The 20,726-nt window shown below is 40.4% G+C and carries 18 protein-coding genes; 4 read left to right on the top strand and 14 right to left on the bottom strand.

The genetic code is table 11. The annotated features are described in order from the left end of the window. The first annotated feature begins 523 nt into the window (after positions 1-523). Entirely contained in the window at positions 524-994 is a 471-nt protein-coding gene (locus tag ABDV70_RS11545; RefSeq protein WP_343597889.1) for a DUF2726 domain-containing protein, read from the top strand. 37 nt (positions 995-1,031) lie between these two features. Here the strand turns inward: ABDV70_RS11545 and ABDV70_RS11540 are convergent, their stop codons facing one another. The 6 genes from ABDV70_RS11540 to ABDV70_RS11515 form a co-directional block, all read right to left on the bottom strand. Beyond that, the gene (locus tag ABDV70_RS11540; protein ID WP_343597888.1) at positions 1,032-1,385 is read right to left on the bottom strand and encodes a RidA family protein; all 354 of its coding nucleotides are present in this window, start codon (positions 1,383-1,385) and stop codon (positions 1,032-1,034) included. Between the two features lie 19 nt (positions 1,386-1,404). Continuing rightward, positions 1,405-2,703 (bottom strand): shikimate transporter, encoded by a 1,299-nt coding sequence (gene shiA, locus ABDV70_RS11535; RefSeq protein WP_343597887.1) that lies wholly within the window; start codon positions 2,701-2,703, stop codon positions 1,405-1,407. 379 nt (positions 2,704-3,082) lie between these two features. Next, a complete protein-coding gene (gene dinB, locus ABDV70_RS11530) occupies positions 3,083-4,144 on the bottom strand; it encodes a DNA polymerase IV (RefSeq protein ID WP_343597886.1) in 1,062 nt (353 codons plus the stop codon). 9 nt (positions 4,145-4,153) lie between these two features. Further along, positions 4,154-4,852, bottom strand: coding sequence for a GH25 family lysozyme (locus ABDV70_RS11525; RefSeq protein ID WP_343597896.1), 699 nt, complete (start codon positions 4,850-4,852; stop codon positions 4,154-4,156). Positions 4,853-4,975: 123 nt separating this feature from the next. Beyond that, positions 4,976-6,361, bottom strand: a complete 1,386-nt coding sequence (gene mdtD / locus ABDV70_RS11520; RefSeq protein WP_343597883.1) for a multidrug transporter subunit MdtD — start codon at positions 6,359-6,361, stop codon at positions 4,976-4,978. A 65-nt stretch (positions 6,362-6,426) separates the two neighbouring features. Next, positions 6,427-7,299, bottom strand: coding sequence for an AraC family transcriptional regulator (locus ABDV70_RS11515; RefSeq protein ID WP_343597882.1), 873 nt, complete (start codon positions 7,297-7,299; stop codon positions 6,427-6,429). Positions 7,300-7,467: 168 nt separating this feature from the next. Here ABDV70_RS11515 and ABDV70_RS11510 point away from each other — a divergent pair, with 168 nt between their 5' ends. Continuing rightward, positions 7,468-8,409 (top strand): DMT family transporter, encoded by a 942-nt coding sequence (locus ABDV70_RS11510; RefSeq protein WP_343597895.1) that lies wholly within the window; start codon positions 7,468-7,470, stop codon positions 8,407-8,409. 250 nt (positions 8,410-8,659) lie between these two features. Here ABDV70_RS11510 and ABDV70_RS11505 read toward each other — a convergent pair whose 3' ends face one another. From ABDV70_RS11505 to argS, 3 genes are all read right to left on the bottom strand, one after another. Continuing rightward, positions 8,660-9,664, bottom strand: coding sequence for a linear amide C-N hydrolase (locus ABDV70_RS11505; protein ID WP_343597894.1), 1,005 nt, complete (start codon positions 9,662-9,664; stop codon positions 8,660-8,662). Positions 9,665-9,987: 323 nt separating this feature from the next. After that, positions 9,988-10,578, bottom strand: a complete 591-nt coding sequence (locus tag ABDV70_RS11500; RefSeq protein WP_343597880.1) for an SPOR domain-containing protein — start codon at positions 10,576-10,578, stop codon at positions 9,988-9,990. A 79-nt stretch (positions 10,579-10,657) separates the two neighbouring features. Continuing rightward, entirely contained in the window at positions 10,658-12,448 is a 1,791-nt protein-coding gene (gene argS / locus ABDV70_RS11495) for an arginine--tRNA ligase (protein WP_343597879.1), read from the bottom strand. Between the two features lie 208 nt (positions 12,449-12,656). Between argS and ABDV70_RS11490 the strand changes: the two genes are divergently transcribed. Both ABDV70_RS11490 and ABDV70_RS11485 read left to right on the top strand, forming a co-directional pair. Beyond that, a complete protein-coding gene (locus tag ABDV70_RS11490; protein WP_343597878.1) occupies positions 12,657-12,914 on the top strand; it encodes a type B 50S ribosomal protein L31 in 258 nt (85 codons plus the stop codon). Between the two features lie 194 nt (positions 12,915-13,108). Beyond that, complete coding sequence (locus ABDV70_RS11485) at positions 13,109-14,806, top strand: NAD-dependent malic enzyme (RefSeq protein WP_343597877.1); 1,698 nt, start codon at positions 13,109-13,111, stop codon at positions 14,804-14,806. Between the two features lie 321 nt (positions 14,807-15,127). Here the strand turns inward: ABDV70_RS11485 and ABDV70_RS11480 are convergent, their stop codons facing one another. The 5 genes from ABDV70_RS11480 to ABDV70_RS11460 all read right to left on the bottom strand — a co-directional run bounded on the left by ABDV70_RS11480 (position 15,128) and on the right by ABDV70_RS11460 (position 20,645). Further along, positions 15,128-15,796, bottom strand: a complete 669-nt coding sequence (locus ABDV70_RS11480; protein ID WP_343597875.1) for a DUF6585 family protein — start codon at positions 15,794-15,796, stop codon at positions 15,128-15,130. A 363-nt stretch (positions 15,797-16,159) separates the two neighbouring features. Next, positions 16,160-17,290, bottom strand: a complete 1,131-nt coding sequence (tcuB, locus tag ABDV70_RS11475) for a tricarballylate utilization 4Fe-4S protein TcuB (protein WP_343597873.1) — start codon at positions 17,288-17,290, stop codon at positions 16,160-16,162. Continuing rightward, entirely contained in the window at positions 17,280-18,686 is a 1,407-nt protein-coding gene (gene tcuA, locus ABDV70_RS11470) for an FAD-dependent tricarballylate dehydrogenase TcuA (RefSeq protein WP_250374756.1), read from the bottom strand. Before tcuA ends, tcuB begins: the two co-directional genes overlap by 11 nt. Before the next feature lie 103 nt (positions 18,687-18,789). Further along, positions 18,790-19,719, bottom strand: a complete 930-nt coding sequence (locus ABDV70_RS11465; RefSeq protein WP_343597870.1) for a LysR substrate-binding domain-containing protein — start codon at positions 19,717-19,719, stop codon at positions 18,790-18,792. A gap of 131 nt (positions 19,720-19,850) precedes the next feature. Next, positions 19,851-20,645 (bottom strand): substrate-binding domain-containing protein, encoded by a 795-nt coding sequence (locus tag ABDV70_RS11460; RefSeq protein WP_343597868.1) that lies wholly within the window; start codon positions 20,643-20,645, stop codon positions 19,851-19,853. Positions 20,646-20,726 lie beyond the last annotated feature (81 nt).

The following is a 20,726-nucleotide window of genomic DNA, read 5'->3' as shown; positions in this document are numbered from 1 at the left end:
ACCCATGTGAGAGTAAGTCATCGCCAGCTCATTATTCAAACCCCCGACCAAGTGTCGGGGGTTTATTTTTATGCGGAAGTTAAATAATCATAATTGAAATAAAATAGATTGAATATCAAGATATCCCTGTATTGAAAATACTGCAAAAATGCTTTCAATCTCAGGTAAACGCGAATTTATGGTAGATAAATTCACGTTATTTGGAAAGACAAAGAGTTAATGACTTAGATTTTCAAAATAGGTCGCTTATACATTAGATGAGCGTACCCAGATTCGAGTGGAAACAACATATTGTTGAATTGAGATACTGGGTATATTCTGACCACTTTGACTGAAATTGCAATTTTGAGAATAGATATACTTATAAATTTTTATTTACAAAGTGCTTTATATAGGTAGGTATTTGTAAGGTTGACATTTTATCTCATTTTTCTTCATGATAAAAAGATCATAAAAGGGATGATATCAAGAGGGTATTATTGTTCATCCATATGTATTTTAATAATTATAAGGAGTTGAAAATATGGAATTAATTCTATTAACAATAATTAGTATACTGATTTTAACTGTATTTATTTTTCGTTATAAAAAAGACCAACAAAGTTTGAATGATAGTGCGCTCAAACAACGTCGGGTGCTAAATTATAACGAACAAGTATTGCTGAACCGTTTATCTTCGTTATTACCTCAATATACGGTTTTAGCTAAAGTTTCTTATAACGCTTTATTGACGACTAAATATGGTCATACACGTCATAAATTCAATACATTAAGTGCTGATTTTGTTGTGTTGAATGAGCATTACCAGGTTAATGCGATTATCTCTTTATATGACCCTGTTTGGGGAATGAGTCAACAGTTAAAGTCGGGTCAATATGAAGATCGCTTGTTAGAGTTGGGTGGATATAAGGTCTTGCGTTATATCGGGGTGCCTGATGAACAGCGGTTGCGGGAAGATTTACATGTAGAGGAAATATCGATGGCTTTTGCATGAATCAAAAACCATCGATGATTGGCTGGGAACAGAAGGATTATGGACGAACAGCCGTGACAGTCATTTCGACCAAAACCTCAGGAGCATACAGTTTCGCTTCAACACAAGTGCGAGCAGGTGGGTTCTGTGGATCAATCCATGCATCCCAGATTTCATTCATGGCAGCATAGTCTTGATTGATATCTTTAAGGAAGATAATCACCGATAGAATATGACTTTTATTTGTGCCTGCATCTGCAAGGAAACGGTCGATATTGGCTAAAGTCTGTTGTGTTTGAGAGCGAATGTCTTGAGTCGTATCATCTGCAAGTTGACCAGCCAAATGTACAAGATTGCCAGAAATTGCAACTTCGCAAAAACGTGATGTTGGATGTAAGCGCTGAACGGTCATAAAAATTACCTTGAATTCTTTATTTTGATGATACTTTAGCCTTCATGGATGCTGCAACTATTGCGGTAAGTAAACAGCCAACGCTGAGATAAATTGCCACCAAAATCCAGTGTCCATTTGCACATGCAATTAATGCTGTGGCAATAAATGGTGTAAAACCACCCCCGATGATACTGGCAAGTTGATAACCGACCCCTGCACCACTATAGCGATATTGAGAACCAAAGAGTTCTGTAAAAATAGGTTGGTGTACGCTCACAACCATGTCATGCGCTAAGTTTGCAAGTAGGATAGAGAGGATGATAATCCAAAAAACAGAGCCGTGTTGCAACGCAAAAAAGAAGGGGAATGCTGCCAGTGCACCAATAATTCCACCGATAATGCACATGCGTCGTCGACCAAAACGGTCTGCCATATGGGCGAAAAAAGGTATGCTAAAACAACTAATTGCACCAACCAATAAGGAAATATTCAGGAATAGCTGTGAGGACATATGCAAATTTTGAGTAGAGTAGTTCAGTGCAAATGTCGTCACTAAATACATGGTCAGTAATTCTGCCAAACGTAGTGCGATAATGTAGAAAAAGCCACGTGGACTTTCTTTGATCGCTTGAATAATTGGAAATCTTTGAGCTGTGTGTGTTGCTTTATGTTTTTGGGGAATAAAATCAGGTGATTCGTGTTGTTGTAAGCGAACCCAAACGGCAAATCCAACGAGAATGATGCTGATGAGAAATGGAATACGCCAAGCCCATTCGCTAAAAGCTTCTTGCCCAAGGCATAGGATTACAAGAGAAACGCAGCCTGATGCAAGCATCAGCCCAACACCATAGCCAATTTGTACACCACTGCTGTAGAACGCTTTTTTGTGTTCGGGTGCATTTTCAACCGCCATGAGTGCAGCACCGCCCCATTCTCCTCCAACGGCAAATCCTTGTAAGGCGCGTAAAGTTACGAGCAAAATAGGTGCCCACCAGCCAATTTGCTCAAAATTAGGGAGCAACCCGATACAAACAGTGGCCATTCCCATGAAGAATACGGTAAGGAAGAGCATTTTCTGACGACCAATTTTGTCACCAAAATGTCCAAAAACAATGCCACCTAAAGGGCGAAAGAGAAAGCCCACCCCAAATGTTGCAAAGGCTGCCAGCGTCCCCATAGTTGGACTAACGCTTGGAAAAAATTGGGTTTTAAAAACCAATGCTGCAACAATGCCATACAGTAAAAAATCATACCAGTCGACAACAGCACCAATAAAACTGCTAAATGCGGCCTGACGGGCACGTTTTTCTAAAGAAACGGAAGGCATTGCGGTCATGCGAAAAAGTCCAAATCGGTGTATTGAAAGTCTAGGGAAATCCATTCCTCATCTGTAATTGCTTGAAAACATTGGTTACAGATGAAGCGCAATAGCTTAATCGAAATGAGAGTCAATGGCGAGATTAAGTTGAGCATCTGTGGGCAATCCATCGATGTTTATGGCGAGGATTCCCAGTTTTGGAACGATAAAATATAGAAGTTGAAATTTATTCATTTTGAATGAAAATTTGCTCATGTCGTGGCAGTAAAAATCCCCTGTTTTGTAGAGAGGTTAAAATAGTTTTCAACTGGGTCAGAAAATTTGAATAGTGGATTTGTCTGTGGTTGATTCGATTTTTTCTGAAAAAAGAGCACTATTTATCACCAATAAGCCCGATTTATTCATTCCAGAGCGAAAGTTGATTGATTTCTTGTTGTGCAATCAGTTGATAAACACCAATACCCATCAGGCGGAATTTATCTTCGTGGGGAATATGAGCTTCATGAATAAGTTGAGCGACTGCCTGTTGTAATTGTTGTTGATGTTGTAATGCCTGATCAAAGCGTTTGCTGTGTTGTAACACTTTAAAGTCGGGATATTTGAGTTTGATCGAGATGCCATAGGCGGTTAGATTTCGTTTTTCCAAACTCTGCCAAACCTGAGTGGCAAGTTGTTCCCAATAAGACTGACATTGGCTGAGATTGAGATCTGTATCAAAGGTGATTTCTTTTGAGATTTGCTGGCGAATACGGCTTGCTACAACGGGGCGATGATCAATGCCTTGGGCATATAAAAAAAGCTGTTGACCATATTTCCCAAAATGCTGAATCAGGAGGGATTCAGAAATATGTTGTAGATCACCGAGTGTAAATAAGTTGAGTGCAGAAAGCTTTGCCTGTGTGACACGACCAACCCCTGGAATTTTATCTAAAGCTAGATTTTGAATAAAAGCCTGAACCTGATGCGGTTTAATTACACAAAGACCTTGCGGTTTGTTCCAGTCGGATGCGATTTTGGCGAGAAATTTGTTCGGAGCCACGCCTGCCGAGGCCGTGAGTTGTGTTGTATGCCAAATGTCTTGCTGAATGTGTCGGGCGACTTCGGTTGCGCTTGGAAGTTGTTTTAGATTTTCAGTTACATCCAAATAGGCTTCATCAAGTGAAAGGGGTTCGATGATGGGGGTGTATTGTTGGAAAATTTGCTGGATTTCTAGCGATACGGCACGGTAAAGCTCGAAATGGGGTTCTAAAATGACCACATGTGGACAGAGTTTTTTTGCTTGCGTAACCGACATCGCAGAGCGTAAACCGAATTTTCTGGCAGGATAAGATGCTGTGGTGACCACTGCTCGTGGGTGATCATGTGCGATGATGACAGGAACTTGCTGTAGGTCTGGTCGCTCGCGTAGTTCGACTGAAGCATAAAACGCATCCATATCAATATGAATAATTTTACGCATAGATTCTGCCTATTTTTTCTGAATGCCAATATAGCGAAGATAACTTTGCCATTGTTGTTCTGAACCTGCATAGACATCTAAGTCGACTGGTTGCGAAATACCTGCAATTTTTCCCTGTTTGCTGTATTGCCAAAAGAACCAGCCACGTTTGTCTTTGAGTATTGGATCGGGTTCATCATAGTCACGAATCCAAAGTTGTGTTTTATTAAAATGTCCCATAAGAACAACATGATAGAACGGTTTGGAAACATAGAAAATGGGTGCTTTTCCATAATGTTGTTGTAATAGGAATCGCATTAATTGAATTTGTTGAATCAGTTGTTGTTGTGTGGATTGTGCTAAACATTGCGCGTCATATTCGAGGTCAATGACAGGTGCCAGAGCATCCCATTTTTTGGGAACAGTGGCAATAAAGTTTTCTGCCTGAATTTTGGCATCGCGGCAGAGTCGATAATAATGATATGCCCCGACATGAAGTCCTTGTTCTCGTGCTTGCAACCAGTTGTCCTGAAAGCTTGGGTCTTGGTAATCTCCGCCTTCGGTAGCTTTGATATAGACAAAATGATATTGCTTCGGTGAAATCAGTTTCCAATTAATTTTGCCTTGATGATGTGACACATCAAAACCCTGAATAGGATAATCCTGTGCTGCGGCAGGTGTGTTATGCATCAGTAGAAATAGGGCAAAACCAGCAAGCCCCAAACCCATCCCTGTAGAGATGGTCTGGAATACCAATTTGGTCTTTTTGGAGAGCGTTTTCATGCACGGATAAGGCTGATCATTTATGTAATTATTTTAAAGCAAGTGGATGCCCAAACCCATTGTAATTTGTTATTGACCCTTTGGTATTTTTAGGAAAATACAGAGAGTGAATATGTTGAATAGCCCCAGCGTCATTAGTGTGTAATGGAAGACTTGTTCTATGGTGAAGTGGAGTGATGGCAGAGAATAAATCGTAATTAGGCTTCCTGCGATGGCAATGGCAATACTCATGGAGAGCATCATGATCATGGATAAAAAACTATTACCGCTACTGGCATATTGTTTGGGTAAGTCTTTTAAGGTGTAGGTATTCATTGAAACAAATTGGATTGAGTTCAAGATACCAAAAATAAAGAAATGGCTTGCTCTGAGCCATTCTGGTGTGGTGGCATGATGTAGCGCAAAACCAATAATACATAGCCCCGAAATGGCAGTATTGGCAACCAGTACATTGCGATAACCTAAATGTTGAATCAGAGGGCGAACGATGGGTTTAGAAACCAATGAACCCAATACCAGTGGAATCAGCATTAAACCCGTCATAAATGGTTCAAAGTGGAATACAACCTGTAGCATCAATGGCAGTAAAAAGGGAATTGAGTTTCCTGCAAAACGGGCAAAAAAGTTCCCCAAAATTCCGACGGTAAATCCACGGTTTTTAAATAAATCACTTCTAAATAATGCCTTACGACTCAAATGTGCATAATACGCATAAGCGAGACTTCCAAATATACCCATTGCAATGAGAACGGCACTCAGCAGACCTGAGTGTTGCTCCGAAAAGCTGTCAATGCCGAGGGTAAGCCCAATCATTGCCATAATGAGGAGAATAATTCCCCATGTGTCAAAAGGTTGAACAGGGGTTTGAATATTGGGAAGTGCCTTCAGGGTAACGGCTATCCCCAAAAGTCCCATCGGCAGATTGATGAGAAAAATCCAGTGCCAACTGAAAGATTCAACCAGCCAGCCACCGAGAGTGGGGCCAATTAAAGGGCCAATTAACCCAGCAAGACTCATCAGGCTCATGGCTGCTAGAAATTGTTCACGTGGGATAATTTTGAGTAAGGAAAGTCGCCCTACAGGTAAGAGTAGTGCACCGCCGATTCCTTGTAACACCCGAAAAATGATTAACTCGTTAAATGAATTAGAGAAACCACAACCTAAAGAGGCGATGGTAAATAGAAAAATTGCAAAGAGATATATATTTCTTAAACCAAAACGATCTGCCAGCCAGCCACTTAAAGGAATACAGCTCGCAACAGAGAGAACATATGCCACAATGACGCCATGCATTTTGAGTGGGTTTTGAGCTAGACTTTTTGCCATAGCGGGCAAGGCTGTATTGACAATCGTTGTGTCTAGCGCCTGCATGAAGAAACCAATTGAAACCAGTAAAACGAGTAAACGATATTGAGGTTGTAAGGGTTGATAATTGGGGGCGTTATCTTGGCTCATGCAGGGGTAGTCATTACTTTAAAGTGGTTTTATAGGAAAATATTTATACGATTTCAAGCAGATGATCAATAATCGATTTGTAGTCGAAGCAAAGAAGGCTGATAACCATAGTACTGTCGGAAGCAGCGACTGAAATGACTGGCTGAACTAAAACCACAGAGTATGGCGATTTCAGTCAGGTTCAAATGCAAATGTGTCCGTAGATATAAATAAGCGGTCTGTAAACGTCGTTGCATGACATATTGATGAGGTGTCATGTGGGTTGAACGACGGAACATATGTGCAAAGTGGTACTCACTTAAATTCGCCTGTGCTGCTAAGTCGGCAATGGTGAGTGGAAGATGTAAGTGTTGCTCAATCCAGTCTTTTACATAACGCAAAGTGAAGGGCGCAAGACCACCTTTTATTTCTGGTAAACGCCAGTGCAGGTTGCTGTAATTTTGCAAAACATGCGTTAACAGTTGCATTGCTGCACTACTTAATTGTAATAGATGATCATTTTGTTGCCAGTTATAGCTGAGCAAAAATTGACGATAAAGCTGGGTAATATAAGGGTCATTCACAAAAGCTTTTTCATCAAGTTGAATGATGTTTGGCTCTTTGTCCCATATTTTAGTCGCCATTTGGCGTAAATGGGTATCGGTATAATACAGATGCACAAAGAACAATTCACCACGTAAGTCCCATATCGACTCTTGGGCTTGCGGCATTAAACAAAAACGATCTGGCCCACCGCCATTGCGCCAACCCTGAGCTGTCTTTTGGTAGCTTTCATATCCCCCTTGCGTATATAAACTCAAGGTATGATGGTCACTACATACATGTACTAGATCATGCTGATTAAACCATGCGGCAAGCTGCATCCCTTGTCCTAATTCGACACTGTTGAGGAGCTTGGTTTTATGCTGCTGCAATTGTTCGAGGATCTGATAAGACATGCTCTAGATACAACGTGATGATGCACTGTGGTTTAAACCAGTGTAACGGTTTTTATCCTGATTGAGGTCATACAGTTGGTAAAAACCGCAAGATTATGCAAGTCAGACAGATTGAATTTTGAAATAATTCTTCTGAATTGTTGTGTTGATCTAGAGGAGTCTGTCATGGTGAATGCCTTTCTGTATATGTTGGTTGTCTTGATTTGGGGGACAACATGGATTGCAATTACTGCCCAGCAAGGCGTTGTAAGCCCTGAGGTTTCAATTTTCTGGCGCTTCCTGATTGCGGCTGTCATCTTGTGGATAGCATTGTTATACAAAGGCAAACGGCATCATCTGACATGGCAAGACCATATGTTTTGTATGTTGCAAGGCATGTGTGTGTTCGGGCTGAACTTCCTGTGTTTTTACACGGCAGTGGCTTATGTCAACAGCGGTTTAGAGTCGGTTATTTTCTCAATGGCTGTGTTGTTTAATGCCATCAATAGTCGACTTTTCTTTGCTACGCCTATTTCACGCAGATTTTATCCCGCAGCGATTTTGGGTTTTGCGGGCATGATTGCATTATTCTGGCAGGATATTAGCGCGACAACATTACAAACGGAGACCTTCTTTGGCATAGGGCTGTGTGTTTTGGGAACATTAGGTTTTTCGTTTGGCAATATGGTCAGCACTCGCCACCAACGTAAAGGTTTAGATGTTTTTACCACCAATGCCTATGGAATGAGCTATGGTGTAATCTTTATGGCACTTTTGGCAATTATACAAGGTCATCATTTTATGCCTGCATTTGAGCCGAAGTTTGTTACGGCAGTGTTGTATCTGGCGATCTTTGGTTCTGTGGTTGGATTTTCTGCTTATTTCTTATTAGTTGGGCGTATTGGTGCAGGGCAGGCGGCTTATAGCACTTTATTGTTTCCATTAATTGCCTTGAGTATCTCAACGTTTTGGGAAGGATATGTGTGGAATACGAGTGCGATATTAGGTGTTGTTCTTATTTTAGTAGGCAATTTTATTTTCTTTGCCAAATTACCCACAAAGAAATTAGCAAAAGAAGCACCTTCACCATCTGAACTAGAACTCAAAGACTGTTGTCATAAACCAGATTAGGTTGAGTGCATCATCTTATAAAAGAGATAAGGGATAGGTGGGGTGTTGTCCAGAAAGCTGGCCTTCAATATCCGCCTATCCCTCCATCATCAGATAAACATGATTTTCTGAAACTACATAATCAGCGCAATGATGTTTATCGTGCATCAAACATCTTATTAAATAGGTTTATGCCTAAACATAAACGATGTATAGATCAGATTTCCCAAGTTGAACTGTCACTTTAATGCATTTCAGTACTTCTAAATGCTTAATATGTACCTAAAAACCGAAATGGTTCAGCAATTTTAAATTCAGCATTGGCTTTACCTGAATAGATATTTTCTTGGTTCGGGCCAAGATCTAATTTTTGAGTTTCACCACTGGCAAAATTAATCTCTTTTAAATCAACCCAGAAAATATTGGGTGAAATGGCCGATTCAAAAAAATACAAACTATTTTTATGGTCAATCACTGTACGCCAACGTGTGGATGAAATATTGGGTTCATTTTCAGTGGTCAAGCCAAATGGGACAGAGGCATTACGAATGACACTAAAGACACTGGACAGTGTGTCACGATGATTGGCATTTTGAGGAATGGCATTGATATAAAACGATGCACGCGCAAAACGGTCTGATGCGCGGTTTGTTCCCGGTAACATCACAGTCCCGCCAATTTGTTGCCAATACGCATTTAAGGCTAACTGTTGGTCAAATGTTGGCGAGTTGGTCATGACCTGATATTTACGGCTGTGGTGAATGACCTGTTTGCCATTAATATATTCAATAATCGCACTATCACCTGATGCATCTGAAATAGACAAATGTACCGTTGCGAGGCGTTCTTCACCGGGAATGGTGTCTGTGATCACTGTAAAATGTTCTTGCTCAAGTGCTGTTACCGCTTCGTCTACGGTTGCATAGTTGTCTAAAACATATTGTGCCCAGAGTGAAATACTTAAAGGCGATTTCTTCACAATATCTGGATTTGGGTATTCGGACTCAATCAACCAAAGTAAATTTGCAACTAACCCCTTTTCATTCACGCCGTCAGTCGTTGAAATATCATATCCTGTTGCAATTACGCTGCCATATTTTGATGTCCATTGAATCGCTTGAGGGTCTGCCATTCCACTTCGTTTTATATTGCGTGGCAAAATCCACAAATTGGTATGAATATCTGTTTTCCAATCCATCGATCTGGCTGTTATTACATTCTGATTTTCACCCAGATAAAGCACTCTTGTACACATGATTTGAATACCTATTTTAATTTATATTCATATATCATACGAATAATAATAAACATCAATATAATATTTGTTTTGAATATTATGTGGGTTGTTTTGCGTATAAAGAAGAATAGATAATTCTACTTTACAGCATTGAAACCTCCCAAAGCTACGTTCTTTGATTTAATCTGTTTTTGCGACAGGGAGATGTGCCTTTTTGACTGAGTCGTTAATCTATTTTCTTTTGCTTTAAATCATTTGGTGTTTGGAGTGATATCTGGTTTAGTATTTTGATGAGGCAATCATCCATACAACATACAATGAAAGCAGATAGAAAAAGAGCGACCACATGGTCGCTCTACTTTTTAGTGTTTCACGACAATCGAGTCGATACCACTGTTTTGTAAGGTTTGCTGAGCAGCCAGTGCTGAGTCTTGAGTGGTAAACGGGCCTGAAATGACACGATACCAAGTTTTCCCGCCTTCATGGCTGGTAATCACATCTGCTGGCAGTTTATTCATGATAATTTCAGAACGCTTTGCATCCGCACTATCAGGGTCGGTAAAGCTCTTGATCTGTAAAATATAGCTTGTAGCTACAGGTGTTTCAACCGCATCAGAAGCCGTATTTGCTTCAGTCGGTTGAGATGGTGCTTCTACAATCACACCGACATTTTTAGGCTGAGTATCAGGTACGGCTTGTTCAGGGATAGGAGTGACCTGTTGTTTCGGTAACTGATCGTAAAATCGATAGTCCTTATTGGTCTCTTCCTGATCTTGTCCCGCCGTGACCTCGGTACGAGGTTGTACGGGTGCCCACGGTTTCCACAGCAGAAAGGCAACAGCGCCACTTAAAATAATAAGAATAACCAAAAGCGTCACGAACCATTTCGGTATCCATGGTTGTTTTGGCTGCTTAGGTCGTTCTGAAACACCACGTTGCGTTTTTCCAAACACGTGAGAACCCTCTTTATTTACAATCACTTGGGCTTTGCACATCGTCTTGCGATGATGTGCAAAAGTATTGCGTTGCTGATTACATCATTTCAGGTGCAGAAACACCCAATAATCCTAAGCCATTGCGTAAAACTTGGCGTACATTCACAGAAAGCAATAAACGTGCTTGAGTGAGTTTCTCATCATCGCTCAATACTTTGTGTTCGTTGTACCAACCGTGGAACAAAGCAGCCAATTCTTTCAAATAGTTACCAATCTGATGCGGTTCATAGGCATTTGCAGCACGGCTCACAATTTCTGGATATGCAGCAAGTTTTGCCAAAATTTCGGCCTCAGCTTCTAAGCTTAACTGGTCAGCAAACTGACGAGCTTGTGTTGCATCAAATGCGATGCCTGTATCTTTGGCTTTTTCAAGCATACGGCAAATACGTGCATGGGCATATTGAATATAGTACACCGCATTGTCTTTGCTTTGAGATACAGCCAAGTCAAGGTCGAAGTCGATGTGTTGTTCGCTTTTACGCATCACGTAATAAAAACGTGCAGCATCGTTACCAACTTCTTTGCGAAGATCACGCAACGTTACGAACTGACCTGAACGAGATGACATTTGTACCATCTCACCGCCACGCCATAAGCTGACGAACTGAACCAAAAGCACAGTTAATTTAGATGAGTCATAACCTAGCGCATCAATCGCGGCTTTAACACGTGCAATATAGCCGTGGTGGTCTGAACCCCAAATATCAATAATGTGCGTATAACCACGTTGTAATTTATTTAAGTGATACGCAATGTCTGATGCGAAATAAGTGGTTTGACCGTTACGACGTTTGACAACGCGGTCTTTTTCATCGCCAAATTCAGTCGATTTAAACCAGATGTTGCCATCTTGTTCATACAAGAAGCCACGTTGTTCTAATGTTTCAAGAGCTTCATCAATTTTTTCAGTCAGGCTTGCTTCGCTGAACCATTGATTAAAAGTTACGCCAAATTCACCTAAGTCATCTTTAATGTCATCTAAAATGGCTTTTAAAGCTGCTTGATGGAAAACACGGTAGCCGTTTGCGAGCAAGTTTTGCGAATTGGCAATGAGGCCATCAATGTGTTTTTCTTTATCGCCTGAAAGTACGACTTTGTTGCCATCGGCATCAAGTTCATCAGCAAATTGAACATCTTCAGGGACATTGTCATATACAGCAGCAACATCACGAACGTATTTATCGCCGTCTTTGTCGATAATGCTTTGTGCGATTTCTTTAACGTAATCACCTTGGTAGGCATTTTTAGGGAAAACAAGTTTTTGCCCTAAAAGTTCAAGGTAACGTAAATAGGTTGAAGTTGCCAAAATGTCCATTTGACGACCTGCGTCATTGACGTAGTATTCACGGTCAACATGCGCGCCTGTAGCTTCTAATAAGCTGGCAACGGTCATACCGTATGCCGCACCACGACCATGTCCAACATGCAAACTTGAAGTCGGGTTAGCAGAAACAAACTCAACCTGTATTTTTTTATCCGCATTGCTTTGAGTACGACCAAACTCGGCTTGTTGTGCTTGAATTTGATCTAAAATGGCAAAACGCTGATCGGCATTTAAGAAGAAGTTGATAAAGCCAGGCCCTGCGATTTCAGCTTTGGTGATATCTGCAACTTCTGGCAAATTTTCAAGGATTTTTTCTGCAATATCGCGTGGCTTCATGCCTGCTGGTTTAGCGGCAATCATGGCAACATTCGAAGCAAAATCACCGTGGCTTCGGTCTTTAGTACGCGTTAATGTACTGCTATTTTTCCAGTCTTGTGGAAGTACACCTTGCTGTTGAAGCGATTGGATTGCGTGTTCGAGAGCTGCTTGTATTGCCGTATTCATAATCTATAGAAAACTTGTCACAGAAAGAGTGCAAATATAGCAAATTTTGTGCGATTTAGGAAAAGGCATTTCTATTTACAGTGTAGATTCTACAAAAGAAGAACGAATTAAACGGAAGCTAAAAAGGATGGTGAAAGTTAGGTTTGAATTTAGCGGTAGGATTGAGTATTATTGTTATGTTATAATGTAACAATAATTGAGGCGAAAAATGAGATCGAATATCCATCCTGACTATCAGCAGGTGTTATTTCATGACACCAATGCCAATACCTATTTTTTGATTGGTTCAACGCTAAAACCAAAGCAAACTAGAGAATATCAAGGGCAAGTCTATCCTTATGTGACACTAGATATTTCAAGTGCATCGCACCCGTTTTATACTGGTGAAGTACGTCAGGCAAGCAATGAAGGCCGAGTTGCGAACTTTAATCGTAAATTTGCACGTTTTACCAAACAAAAAGCATAAATTATTTTAAAATAAAAAAGATCCACTTGGGCGATAACTGCTCAACGTGGATTATGTAATTAATCTTAAAAATATTCCTATTGCTACTATAAATATAAGAAATACCCCTTTTACTCAAAAAAGAATTAAGCTTAGTAAGGTTAATTGGAATATAAGTTAGTAAATTTGCTAACTTATAAAAAAACAGACAGGACATGACAGCAATGACGCAAACCAAACATCCCCTTTATATTCCTTATGCAGGAAATACCTTATTGGAACTCCCGTTGTTGAACAAAGGTTCAGCATTTAGCGAGGAAGAAAGGACACGTTTTAATTTGCATGGCTTGATTCCACACGTTGTTGAAACAATCGATGAGCAAAGTCAGCGCGCCTATCAGCAGTATTCTGCATTTCATGATGCGATTAATAAGCATATTTATTTGCGTAATATTCAAGATACCAATGAAACATTGTTCTTTCGTGTATTAGAAGATCATTTGGCAGAAATGATGCCGATTATTTATACACCAACTGTGGGTGAGGCTTGTCAGCGTTTTTCTGATATTTATCGCCGTCATCGTGGGGTATTTATTTCTTATCCTGACCGCGAACACATTGATGATATCTTACAGAATGTAAATAAAAAGAATGTCAAAGTGATTGTGATCACTGATGGTGAACGTATTTTAGGACTTGGCGATCAGGGTATTGGCGGGATGGGGATTCCAATCGGTAAACTCTCATTGTATACCGCTTGTGGTGGGATTAGCCCAGCGTATACATTGCCAATTACTATTGATGTTGGTACCAATAGTCAACAGCTATTAAATGATCCGATTTATATGGGATGGCGTCAACCACGTATCAGTGGTGATGAATATTATGACTTCGTAGATGATGTGATTAAAGCCATTCATCGCCGTTGGCCAAAAGCATTGGTTCAGTTTGAAGACTTTGCACAGAAAAATGCGATGCCACTTTTGGAAAAATATCGTGATCAAATTTGCTGTTTTAACGATGATATTCAAGGAACTGCGGCTGTTTCAGTAGGATGCTTGATTGCGGCAAGTCGTGCAGCGGGCAAACAACTCAGAGACCAAACCATTACTTTCTTGGGTGCTGGTTCGGCAGGTTGTGGTATTGCTGAGCAAATCATAACGCAAATGGTTGCTGAAGGTTTAACCGATGCAGAAGCACGTAAACGCGTATTTATGGTTGACCGCTTTGGTTTGATTACTGAAAATCAGCCAAATTTATTGGATTTCCAACGTAAATTAGCACAAAAACCTGAATCAGTTGCGCATTGGGCAAATGTTGAAGACGTGATTTCATTATTGGATGTCGTAAAAAATGCCAAACCGACAGTATTGATTGGTGTTTCAGGTCAGCCGGGGCTCTTTAGTGAAGAAGTGATTAAAACTTTGGCACAAAATTGTGAACGTCCAATTGTTCTACCGTTGTCGAACCCGACATCGCGTGTTGAAGCTGTGCCAGCAGATGTTCTTCAGTGGACAGAAGGCCGAGCATTGATTGCAACAGGTAGCCCATTTGCACCTGTCAATTATAAAGGCAAGTTATATAACATTCCTCAATGTAATAACTCTTATATTTTCCCGGGTATTGGTTTAGGTATTTTGGCAGCATCTGCGACTCGAGTAACCGAGAGCATGTTGGTCGCTTCAAGTACAGCATTGGCGGATTGTTCACCAATGCTTCAAAACCCTGAAGCGGATTTATTGCCTGATATTAATGAAATTCAGAAAGTATCGCGTTTGATTGCCTTTAAAGTCGCTAAAGCTGCGATGGAAGCAGGCGTTGCCCCGATTGTGTCGGATGAAATTTTACTTGAAAACATCGAGAAAAATTTCTGGAAACCTGAATATCGTCAATATAAACGTATTCCATTCTAAATATTTAGCGTGTGAAAGAGTAAAAAAACACCCCGACTAATTCGGGGTGTTTTTTTGCATCATAAAATGCTGATTGAAGCCAAGAGTAGATAGGTTGGTTTAATGAATGATTTAGAACAACCAGAATTGAAGTGGTATTACTGATAATAAGAAGAATACATAAAGAAAAATGAATATCGTCAAGGCTCAGGTTGTTATTATAGATATAGTATTCGTTTCGATTATAAATTCTGAGTGATTGAGCCATATGGCTGATATGGTGAAATCAGCCATAAATGAATAGATCTCTGATTGAATTTAAATTAGGAAGATGATGTTCATCTAAGCCACTAGTTTTTCCTGAAGATAATAGTCTAATAATCCAAAGAAAGTTGTCATATTAGGAATATCTGATACCGAAATTTTAAAGAAGTTTCCTTTGCCCCCTTGTTTCTGAACAAAGAAAAAGCCATTTTGAATACCAAAGTCAGCTATTTCAGAATACATTAGCATTTTATTTTTATATGCAAGACCTGTGGCTGATACTTTCATGACACCAAAATTTAAACTACTTTTTTCCTGTAATGCCTTTTGAATCTGTGGTTGTAAATTTTGAATTTCAAGCTGAATTAATTGTTCACGTAATTTATCTATATCTTTGATATTACTGTTTGCTTTGATCTGTTGATGACCATTTTTGACTGTAATATATGTATGTTGACCTGTATTGATACCTTGTACGCGTACTTGTACAAACTTATAAAAATACTCAGTTTTTGCATTTAACAGCACTGTTCTGGTTCCAAATAAACTTTGTTTTGTTAGCTGATTTGGAGACAAAATAATTTTTTCTTTAAATCCCCAAATCCAAACAAAAATCAGAAATATAAAGCATAGTATGACAATCATTTTGATTTCAGTACTTAAAAATGCAATAAATAATAGAATGGCTGTTGCCATAATCCTTAGAATAAATGTCTGTCTATATTCAGAAATTTTTCTTCTACTCATATTTTCCCCATATTTTTAATTTTCATTTCTATGATATTGCTTATGTCTTTAAGCGATAATTCTTTTCAAAGAACAGGATGAGCAAGTAATTTGAGTTTGACATAAGGAATAAAAAGATGCGTATTTTAATATATTTATTTGTAGATTAAAACATGAAAAATAAGGGTTTTTATCGACTATAGTACTGACTTATTTACAGCAAAGAGACTGTTAAAATTTGAGTAATGAACCTATAAATAATTTTTATTATGGTTTGTTGTTAGAAAAAATCGCCTGCTATGCTCAATATGAAGAATAGTAGGCGATGGTTTTTACATTGAATATAAGGCGTTTATACCGGCTTTATATTCTATTTATAAGGGGTTATGATTTAGATTTTCTTTCTTCGATGGCAAATTTTAGTAAAGAAGCACTGCGGTAAAAACCGTGTGCGAACTTTCCAAATGGCATGGTAATAAAGAATGTCATGACCGTAGCTAAATGGAAAATCAGTAAAAGTGCCATGTATGGAGAATTACGAAATGCCATGAGAGCTAAGCCTGAAGCACTGACTAAAATTAAAAGGAAAATAAAGCCTCGATCTACAGGTTTTTGCTCGCGGTCACCATGTAATGGGTGGCGTTTAAGGTTTAAATAGAGCAAGCCAGATGGTCCAATCACTAAGCCAAACCCACCCAAAGTACCCAAAATAACAGGCAAGCTAAAGATAGGGTACGGCGCATGTAGGTTAAGGAAATAGTGATATAAAGTCGCTACACCTGTGGCTGCAAAGCAAAGCATAAAGCCATAAAAGGTGAGGTGATGGAACACGCGGCGGATTTGTGTGTAACGGTCATCTTGCTCATTACAGCCTTTGCCATGTCCACCATCTAAATATTTAAGCGTTAATACATTTTGGGTAGCTTGAACTAGATCTGGTTTTTCAACTTTGCCGTGAATAACTTTAGATGTTTGTCGCCAAAATTTACTAATCCCAATGCCGAGCAAAACAATCGCAACTGTAAAGGTCGCTCCAAACAGTAGCGCTAAAAAGTTATGCGGGAAAATCGCATAGAAATTACCTTGATAGCCTGCAAACAGGTCAATGCCTTTGTGCCACACCACAGCTAACATGCATAAAAAGAAAATAACTGATAGCGCCGAAACAAAAGGAATTCCCACAGACTTATAAAGTCGGCCTAAAGGCTGAGGTGTCGCAAACTCTTGGTAAGTTTCCAAACGTACTTGTGCCATTGCTTTTGGAATGTTTACACCAAACTCATGCGGCGGGGCATATTGGCAAGCGTGTAAACAAGCACCACAGTTATGGCACAGGTTTGCGAGGTAATGAATATCGGCTTGATTAAACTCAAGACGCTTGGTCATCGCCGCAAATACAGCACAAAATGACTCACAGTAGCGACAAGCATTACAAATTTGTAGGGCTCTTTGAACTTCCTGCTCATGGTCAGAGAGCTGAACAACTGGAATTAGGGCTTTAGTACTAGCATTCATGTTCAACTCCTTGTGAAAGTGCATAGTGGGCTGCATTTTTTCCGGCAATGCGTCCAAACGTTGTGCCAATCGACATACCAACGCCAGCGGTATAACCCTGACCAAGTACGTTACCTGCCATCATTTCACCTGCGACAAACAGGTTGCGGCTGGCTTTATTGTTAAAACGCACCGCAGCATCGTCTTCGACTTTTAAGCCTAAATAGGTAAAGGTAATGCCGGGTTTAAGCGCATAGGCATAGAAGGGTGGGCGATCGAGAGGAACTGCCCAGTGGGTCTTGTTGGGAACAATATTTTGGGTGGTGCAGTCATCTAAAACTGTGTGGTTAAAGGTGCCTTGCACACAGGCTTGATTAAATTCTTCTACGGTGTGACAGAAGGTTTTTGCATCTAGCCCGATTTTTTCGGCCAGTTCTTGAATGCTATTTGCTTTTACCCCCGCAAACACAGGTGGCATAAAGCGACCAATGGCTTTTGAATCAATAATCGAATAGGCAATTTGCTGAGGTTGTTTGGCAACAAGGCGGCCCCAAATCGCATAACGTTTTGGCCAGAAGTCTTCGCCCTCATCGTAAAAACGTTCGGCTTTGTTATTGACCACAATACCCAGTGAAACGCAGTCAATACGGGTGCAGATGCCGCCATCATATAACGGTGCTCTTGCATCTACAGCGACGCAATGCGATTGTGATGGATCACCAATAATATCGGCGCCTTGATCTATCATAAATTTGAGCAAGTTGCCTTGATTAAAGCGGGTTCCGCGAATAATGAAATTATCGGCAGGCCATTCGCCATTTTCATTTTGTCCCCATGCTTCTCTTAACCATTCCAGATTTGACTCAAAACCACCTGCGGCCAATACACAGCTTTTCGCTTTAAATACACGACCATCTTCAGCAATTGCGGCTTCAAAATGTCCTTGAGTTAACTTTAGGTCTTTAATTTTTGTGTTGTATAAAATCTCAATGCCAAGTTCTTGAGCACTACGGTAGTACGCATTAATGAGGGCTTTACCACCACCCATAAAAAAGGCATTGGTACGAGCAACATGCAAAGCACCCGATAGTGGCGGCTGAAAATTAACACCATGTTTACGCATCCAGTCGCGACATGTTGCCGTGCTACGAATAACCAGACGGGCTAAGTGCTCATTGGTTTTGCCCGCAGTCACTTTAAGTAGGTCTTGCCAATATTCTTCTTCAGGATAGGCATCGACCAATACATCTTGAGGAGCATCATGCATGCAACGGAGGTTACGAGTGTGTTGTGAGTTACCACCACGCCATTCTTTAGGTGCTGCTTCTATGACAAGCACAGATGCGCCACTTTCTTTTGCCGTGAGCGCGGCACACAGTGCGGCATTCCCACCACCAATTACAATCACATCATGCATGGATTTCTCCCTTTCTCAGCTAAGGCTAATGTAGCTTTAAAAGGGAAGGTGAAGTGAGAGGCTAAGCTTGAATGGGTATTTAGTAAAAGTGAACACTAAGCGCTTAAGTGTTTACGAGTTCAGCACCAGGCCAACGCTTTTCATTAATCAGGTTAGTCACACAAGCACGAATCACCACTTTGGTGGCTAGAGTAGCAGGCGAGAGTTCTTCTTCAGACAGACTAATTAAATAGTTAATACGCTCAATGGCAGGTTCTACAATGCGCAGTAAACAGAGGTCTTGCCGTGAGTTTAACGATGCACCCGCAGGCTGGATGGTTGCCATTTCGAGTTGGCTAATGCTTTCCATTAACAAATGCAGCCCATCAATTTCATAGGCCACTTTAAGCTGATGAATTTTCTGTTCGAGCAACAAGCGCAGTCCATGTCGTTGACTCGGTAAAATCAGGGGAAGTTCTTTAAGCTGTGAATGGGTAATGGTTTGAGTGTCGATACAACTTTCAAGATGGTACTGACTCAGCACTTCTTTAGGCGAGATTAAAAACATTTGCTCTTTGACTAAAGGCTGTATGGCCCACTGTGGGTCGACATCGTCACTAAAGATGATCGCCACATCGAGCTGCCTTGCATTCACTAAGGCTTTGAGATCACCCGACAAGCCTTCAATTAAACGGACTTTAATGTCGGGATAACGATTTCTCATGAGTTTTAAAAAGTGCGTGCCTATAACCGACGCGACACTTGGTGAAAAACCGACGGTGACATGACCGCTTAAACGTGAAGAATGTGCAGAGTCTACGGCATGGTCTAAGTGTCTAAGCGCCAGTTGAACCTGTTGAAAAAAAGCTAAACCCGCAGGGGTGGGAACGGTACCTAAAGCAGTACGTTGTAAAAGGCGAATAGAAAGCTCGCTTTCTAATTTTGAGATTTGCTGACTTAATGCAGAAGTTCCAATATCGAGATTTTTTGCAGCTTTACCTAAGCTTCCAGACTCGATCACTGCAATAAAATACTTTAATTGTTTGAGTTCCACGGCAAATACTACATTGTCCTTTGTTCATTATTCTACACTGGTTTATCGCTCTGCATTTTGTTCTATTACGCTACGTAAACCGTCTAAAGAGTAAAGGCAACATCCTCTCAAAATGCTGCCTTTTAGAGCTTTTATTGTTTAACCTGCTCAAGACCCTGTTCTTCAATAATTTGTGTCGCTTGAGGCGATTTCACAAATTGAATAAGTTCTTTTGCGACTTTTGCATGTTCAGAGTTTTTACCAATGCCTGCTGCAAATACAGTGACTTTTTGATAAGGAGCAGGAATTGGGCCGACTAAATCAACTTGACCATATTGGCCAGTAAAAGGTTTGATTTCACTAATTTGCTGGAACCCAATATCAAACTGGCCTTCAGCAATACGTTTTGCAACGCGATCACCGACTACTTTTTCTGCTTTACCAGCAATCACTTTGTACTCGACAGGTGGGAAGCTTGGGAAAACATCTTTTTCAAGATGTGTACCGCTCGCACTTGCTGAATAACCAATGTGCTTAGCATTTAATAAAACTTTTTCAAATTTTGCCGCAGAGCTAATGTCTGGTTTTGGCGCGCCTTTAGGCACAGCCATGCCAATGCTCGAATTCACTAAAGGACTTTGTGAGTTTGGGTCTACATAGCCTTTTTCTGCAAGCTTGTTCAGTTCAGGAGCAGCTAAGACCACCATGTCAAAACGTTCACCACGATCGAGTCGGTTTGGGATTGCAGTTGGCGAAGCGCCCATTGATGAACCAGACGAAAGGTGAACCGTGTGACCAGTTTGCTTTTCAAATATTGGAATGAGTTTTTCCATAGATGAATAGAAACCGCCTGAACTAATCACTTCGAGTGTATCTGCGTTAGCAAGCGTTGAGCCTAAGCCTGCACCAGCTAGGCAAATGGTCATGAAGATAGGGGACTTTTTCATAGTATCTCACGTTAATGACAGGAGAGCACAGTACGGCTGCAACATGCGCCGTACTGTTCATTAAAATTTCAGGTTAAGTCA

Source organism: Acinetobacter sp. (genome assembly GCF_039596015.1).
Classification (GTDB): Bacteria; Pseudomonadota; Gammaproteobacteria; order Pseudomonadales; family Moraxellaceae; genus Acinetobacter.
Note: the sequence above shows the minus strand (reverse complement) of the source record. Positions and strands in the feature narration are given on the sequence as shown.

What these genes read in the sequence shown, in the direction of transcription:
- tcuB (WP_343597873.1), bottom strand. Translation starts at nt 17,290, where the DNA reads ATGAATGCTAGTACTAAAGCCCTAATTCCAGTTGTTCAGCTCTCTGAC.
- ABDV70_RS11480 (WP_343597875.1), bottom strand. Translation starts at nt 15,796, where the DNA reads ATGAGTAGAAGAAAAATTTCTGAATATAGACAGACATTTATTCTAAGG.
- mdtD (WP_343597883.1), bottom strand. Translation starts at nt 6,361, where the DNA reads ATGAGCCAAGATAACGCCCCCAATTATCAACCCTTACAACCTCAATAT.
- argS (WP_343597879.1), bottom strand. Translation starts at nt 12,448, where the DNA reads ATGAATACGGCAATACAAGCAGCTCTCGAACACGCAATCCAATCGCTT.
- ABDV70_RS11515 (WP_343597882.1), bottom strand. Translation starts at nt 7,299, where the DNA reads ATGTCTTATCAGATCCTCGAACAATTGCAGCAGCATAAAACCAAGCTC.
- shiA (WP_343597887.1), bottom strand. Translation starts at nt 2,703, where the DNA reads ATGACCGCAATGCCTTCCGTTTCTTTAGAAAAACGTGCCCGTCAGGCC.
- ABDV70_RS11485 (WP_343597877.1), top strand. Translation starts at nt 13,109, where the DNA reads ATGACAGCAATGACGCAAACCAAACATCCCCTTTATATTCCTTATGCA.
- ABDV70_RS11460 (WP_343597868.1), bottom strand. Translation starts at nt 20,645, where the DNA reads ATGAAAAAGTCCCCTATCTTCATGACCATTTGCCTAGCTGGTGCAGGC.
- tcuA (WP_250374756.1), bottom strand. Translation starts at nt 18,686, where the DNA reads ATGCATGATGTGATTGTAATTGGTGGTGGGAATGCCGCACTGTGTGCC.
- ABDV70_RS11540 (WP_343597888.1), bottom strand. Translation starts at nt 1,385, where the DNA reads ATGACCGTTCAGCGCTTACATCCAACATCACGTTTTTGCGAAGTTGCA.
- dinB (WP_343597886.1), bottom strand. Translation starts at nt 4,144, where the DNA reads ATGCGTAAAATTATTCATATTGATATGGATGCGTTTTATGCTTCAGTC.
- ABDV70_RS11545 (WP_343597889.1), top strand. Translation starts at nt 524, where the DNA reads ATGGAATTAATTCTATTAACAATAATTAGTATACTGATTTTAACTGTA.
- ABDV70_RS11525 (WP_343597896.1), bottom strand. Translation starts at nt 4,852, where the DNA reads ATGGGTTTGGGGCTTGCTGGTTTTGCCCTATTTCTACTGATGCATAAC.
- ABDV70_RS11490 (WP_343597878.1), top strand. Translation starts at nt 12,657, where the DNA reads ATGAGATCGAATATCCATCCTGACTATCAGCAGGTGTTATTTCATGAC.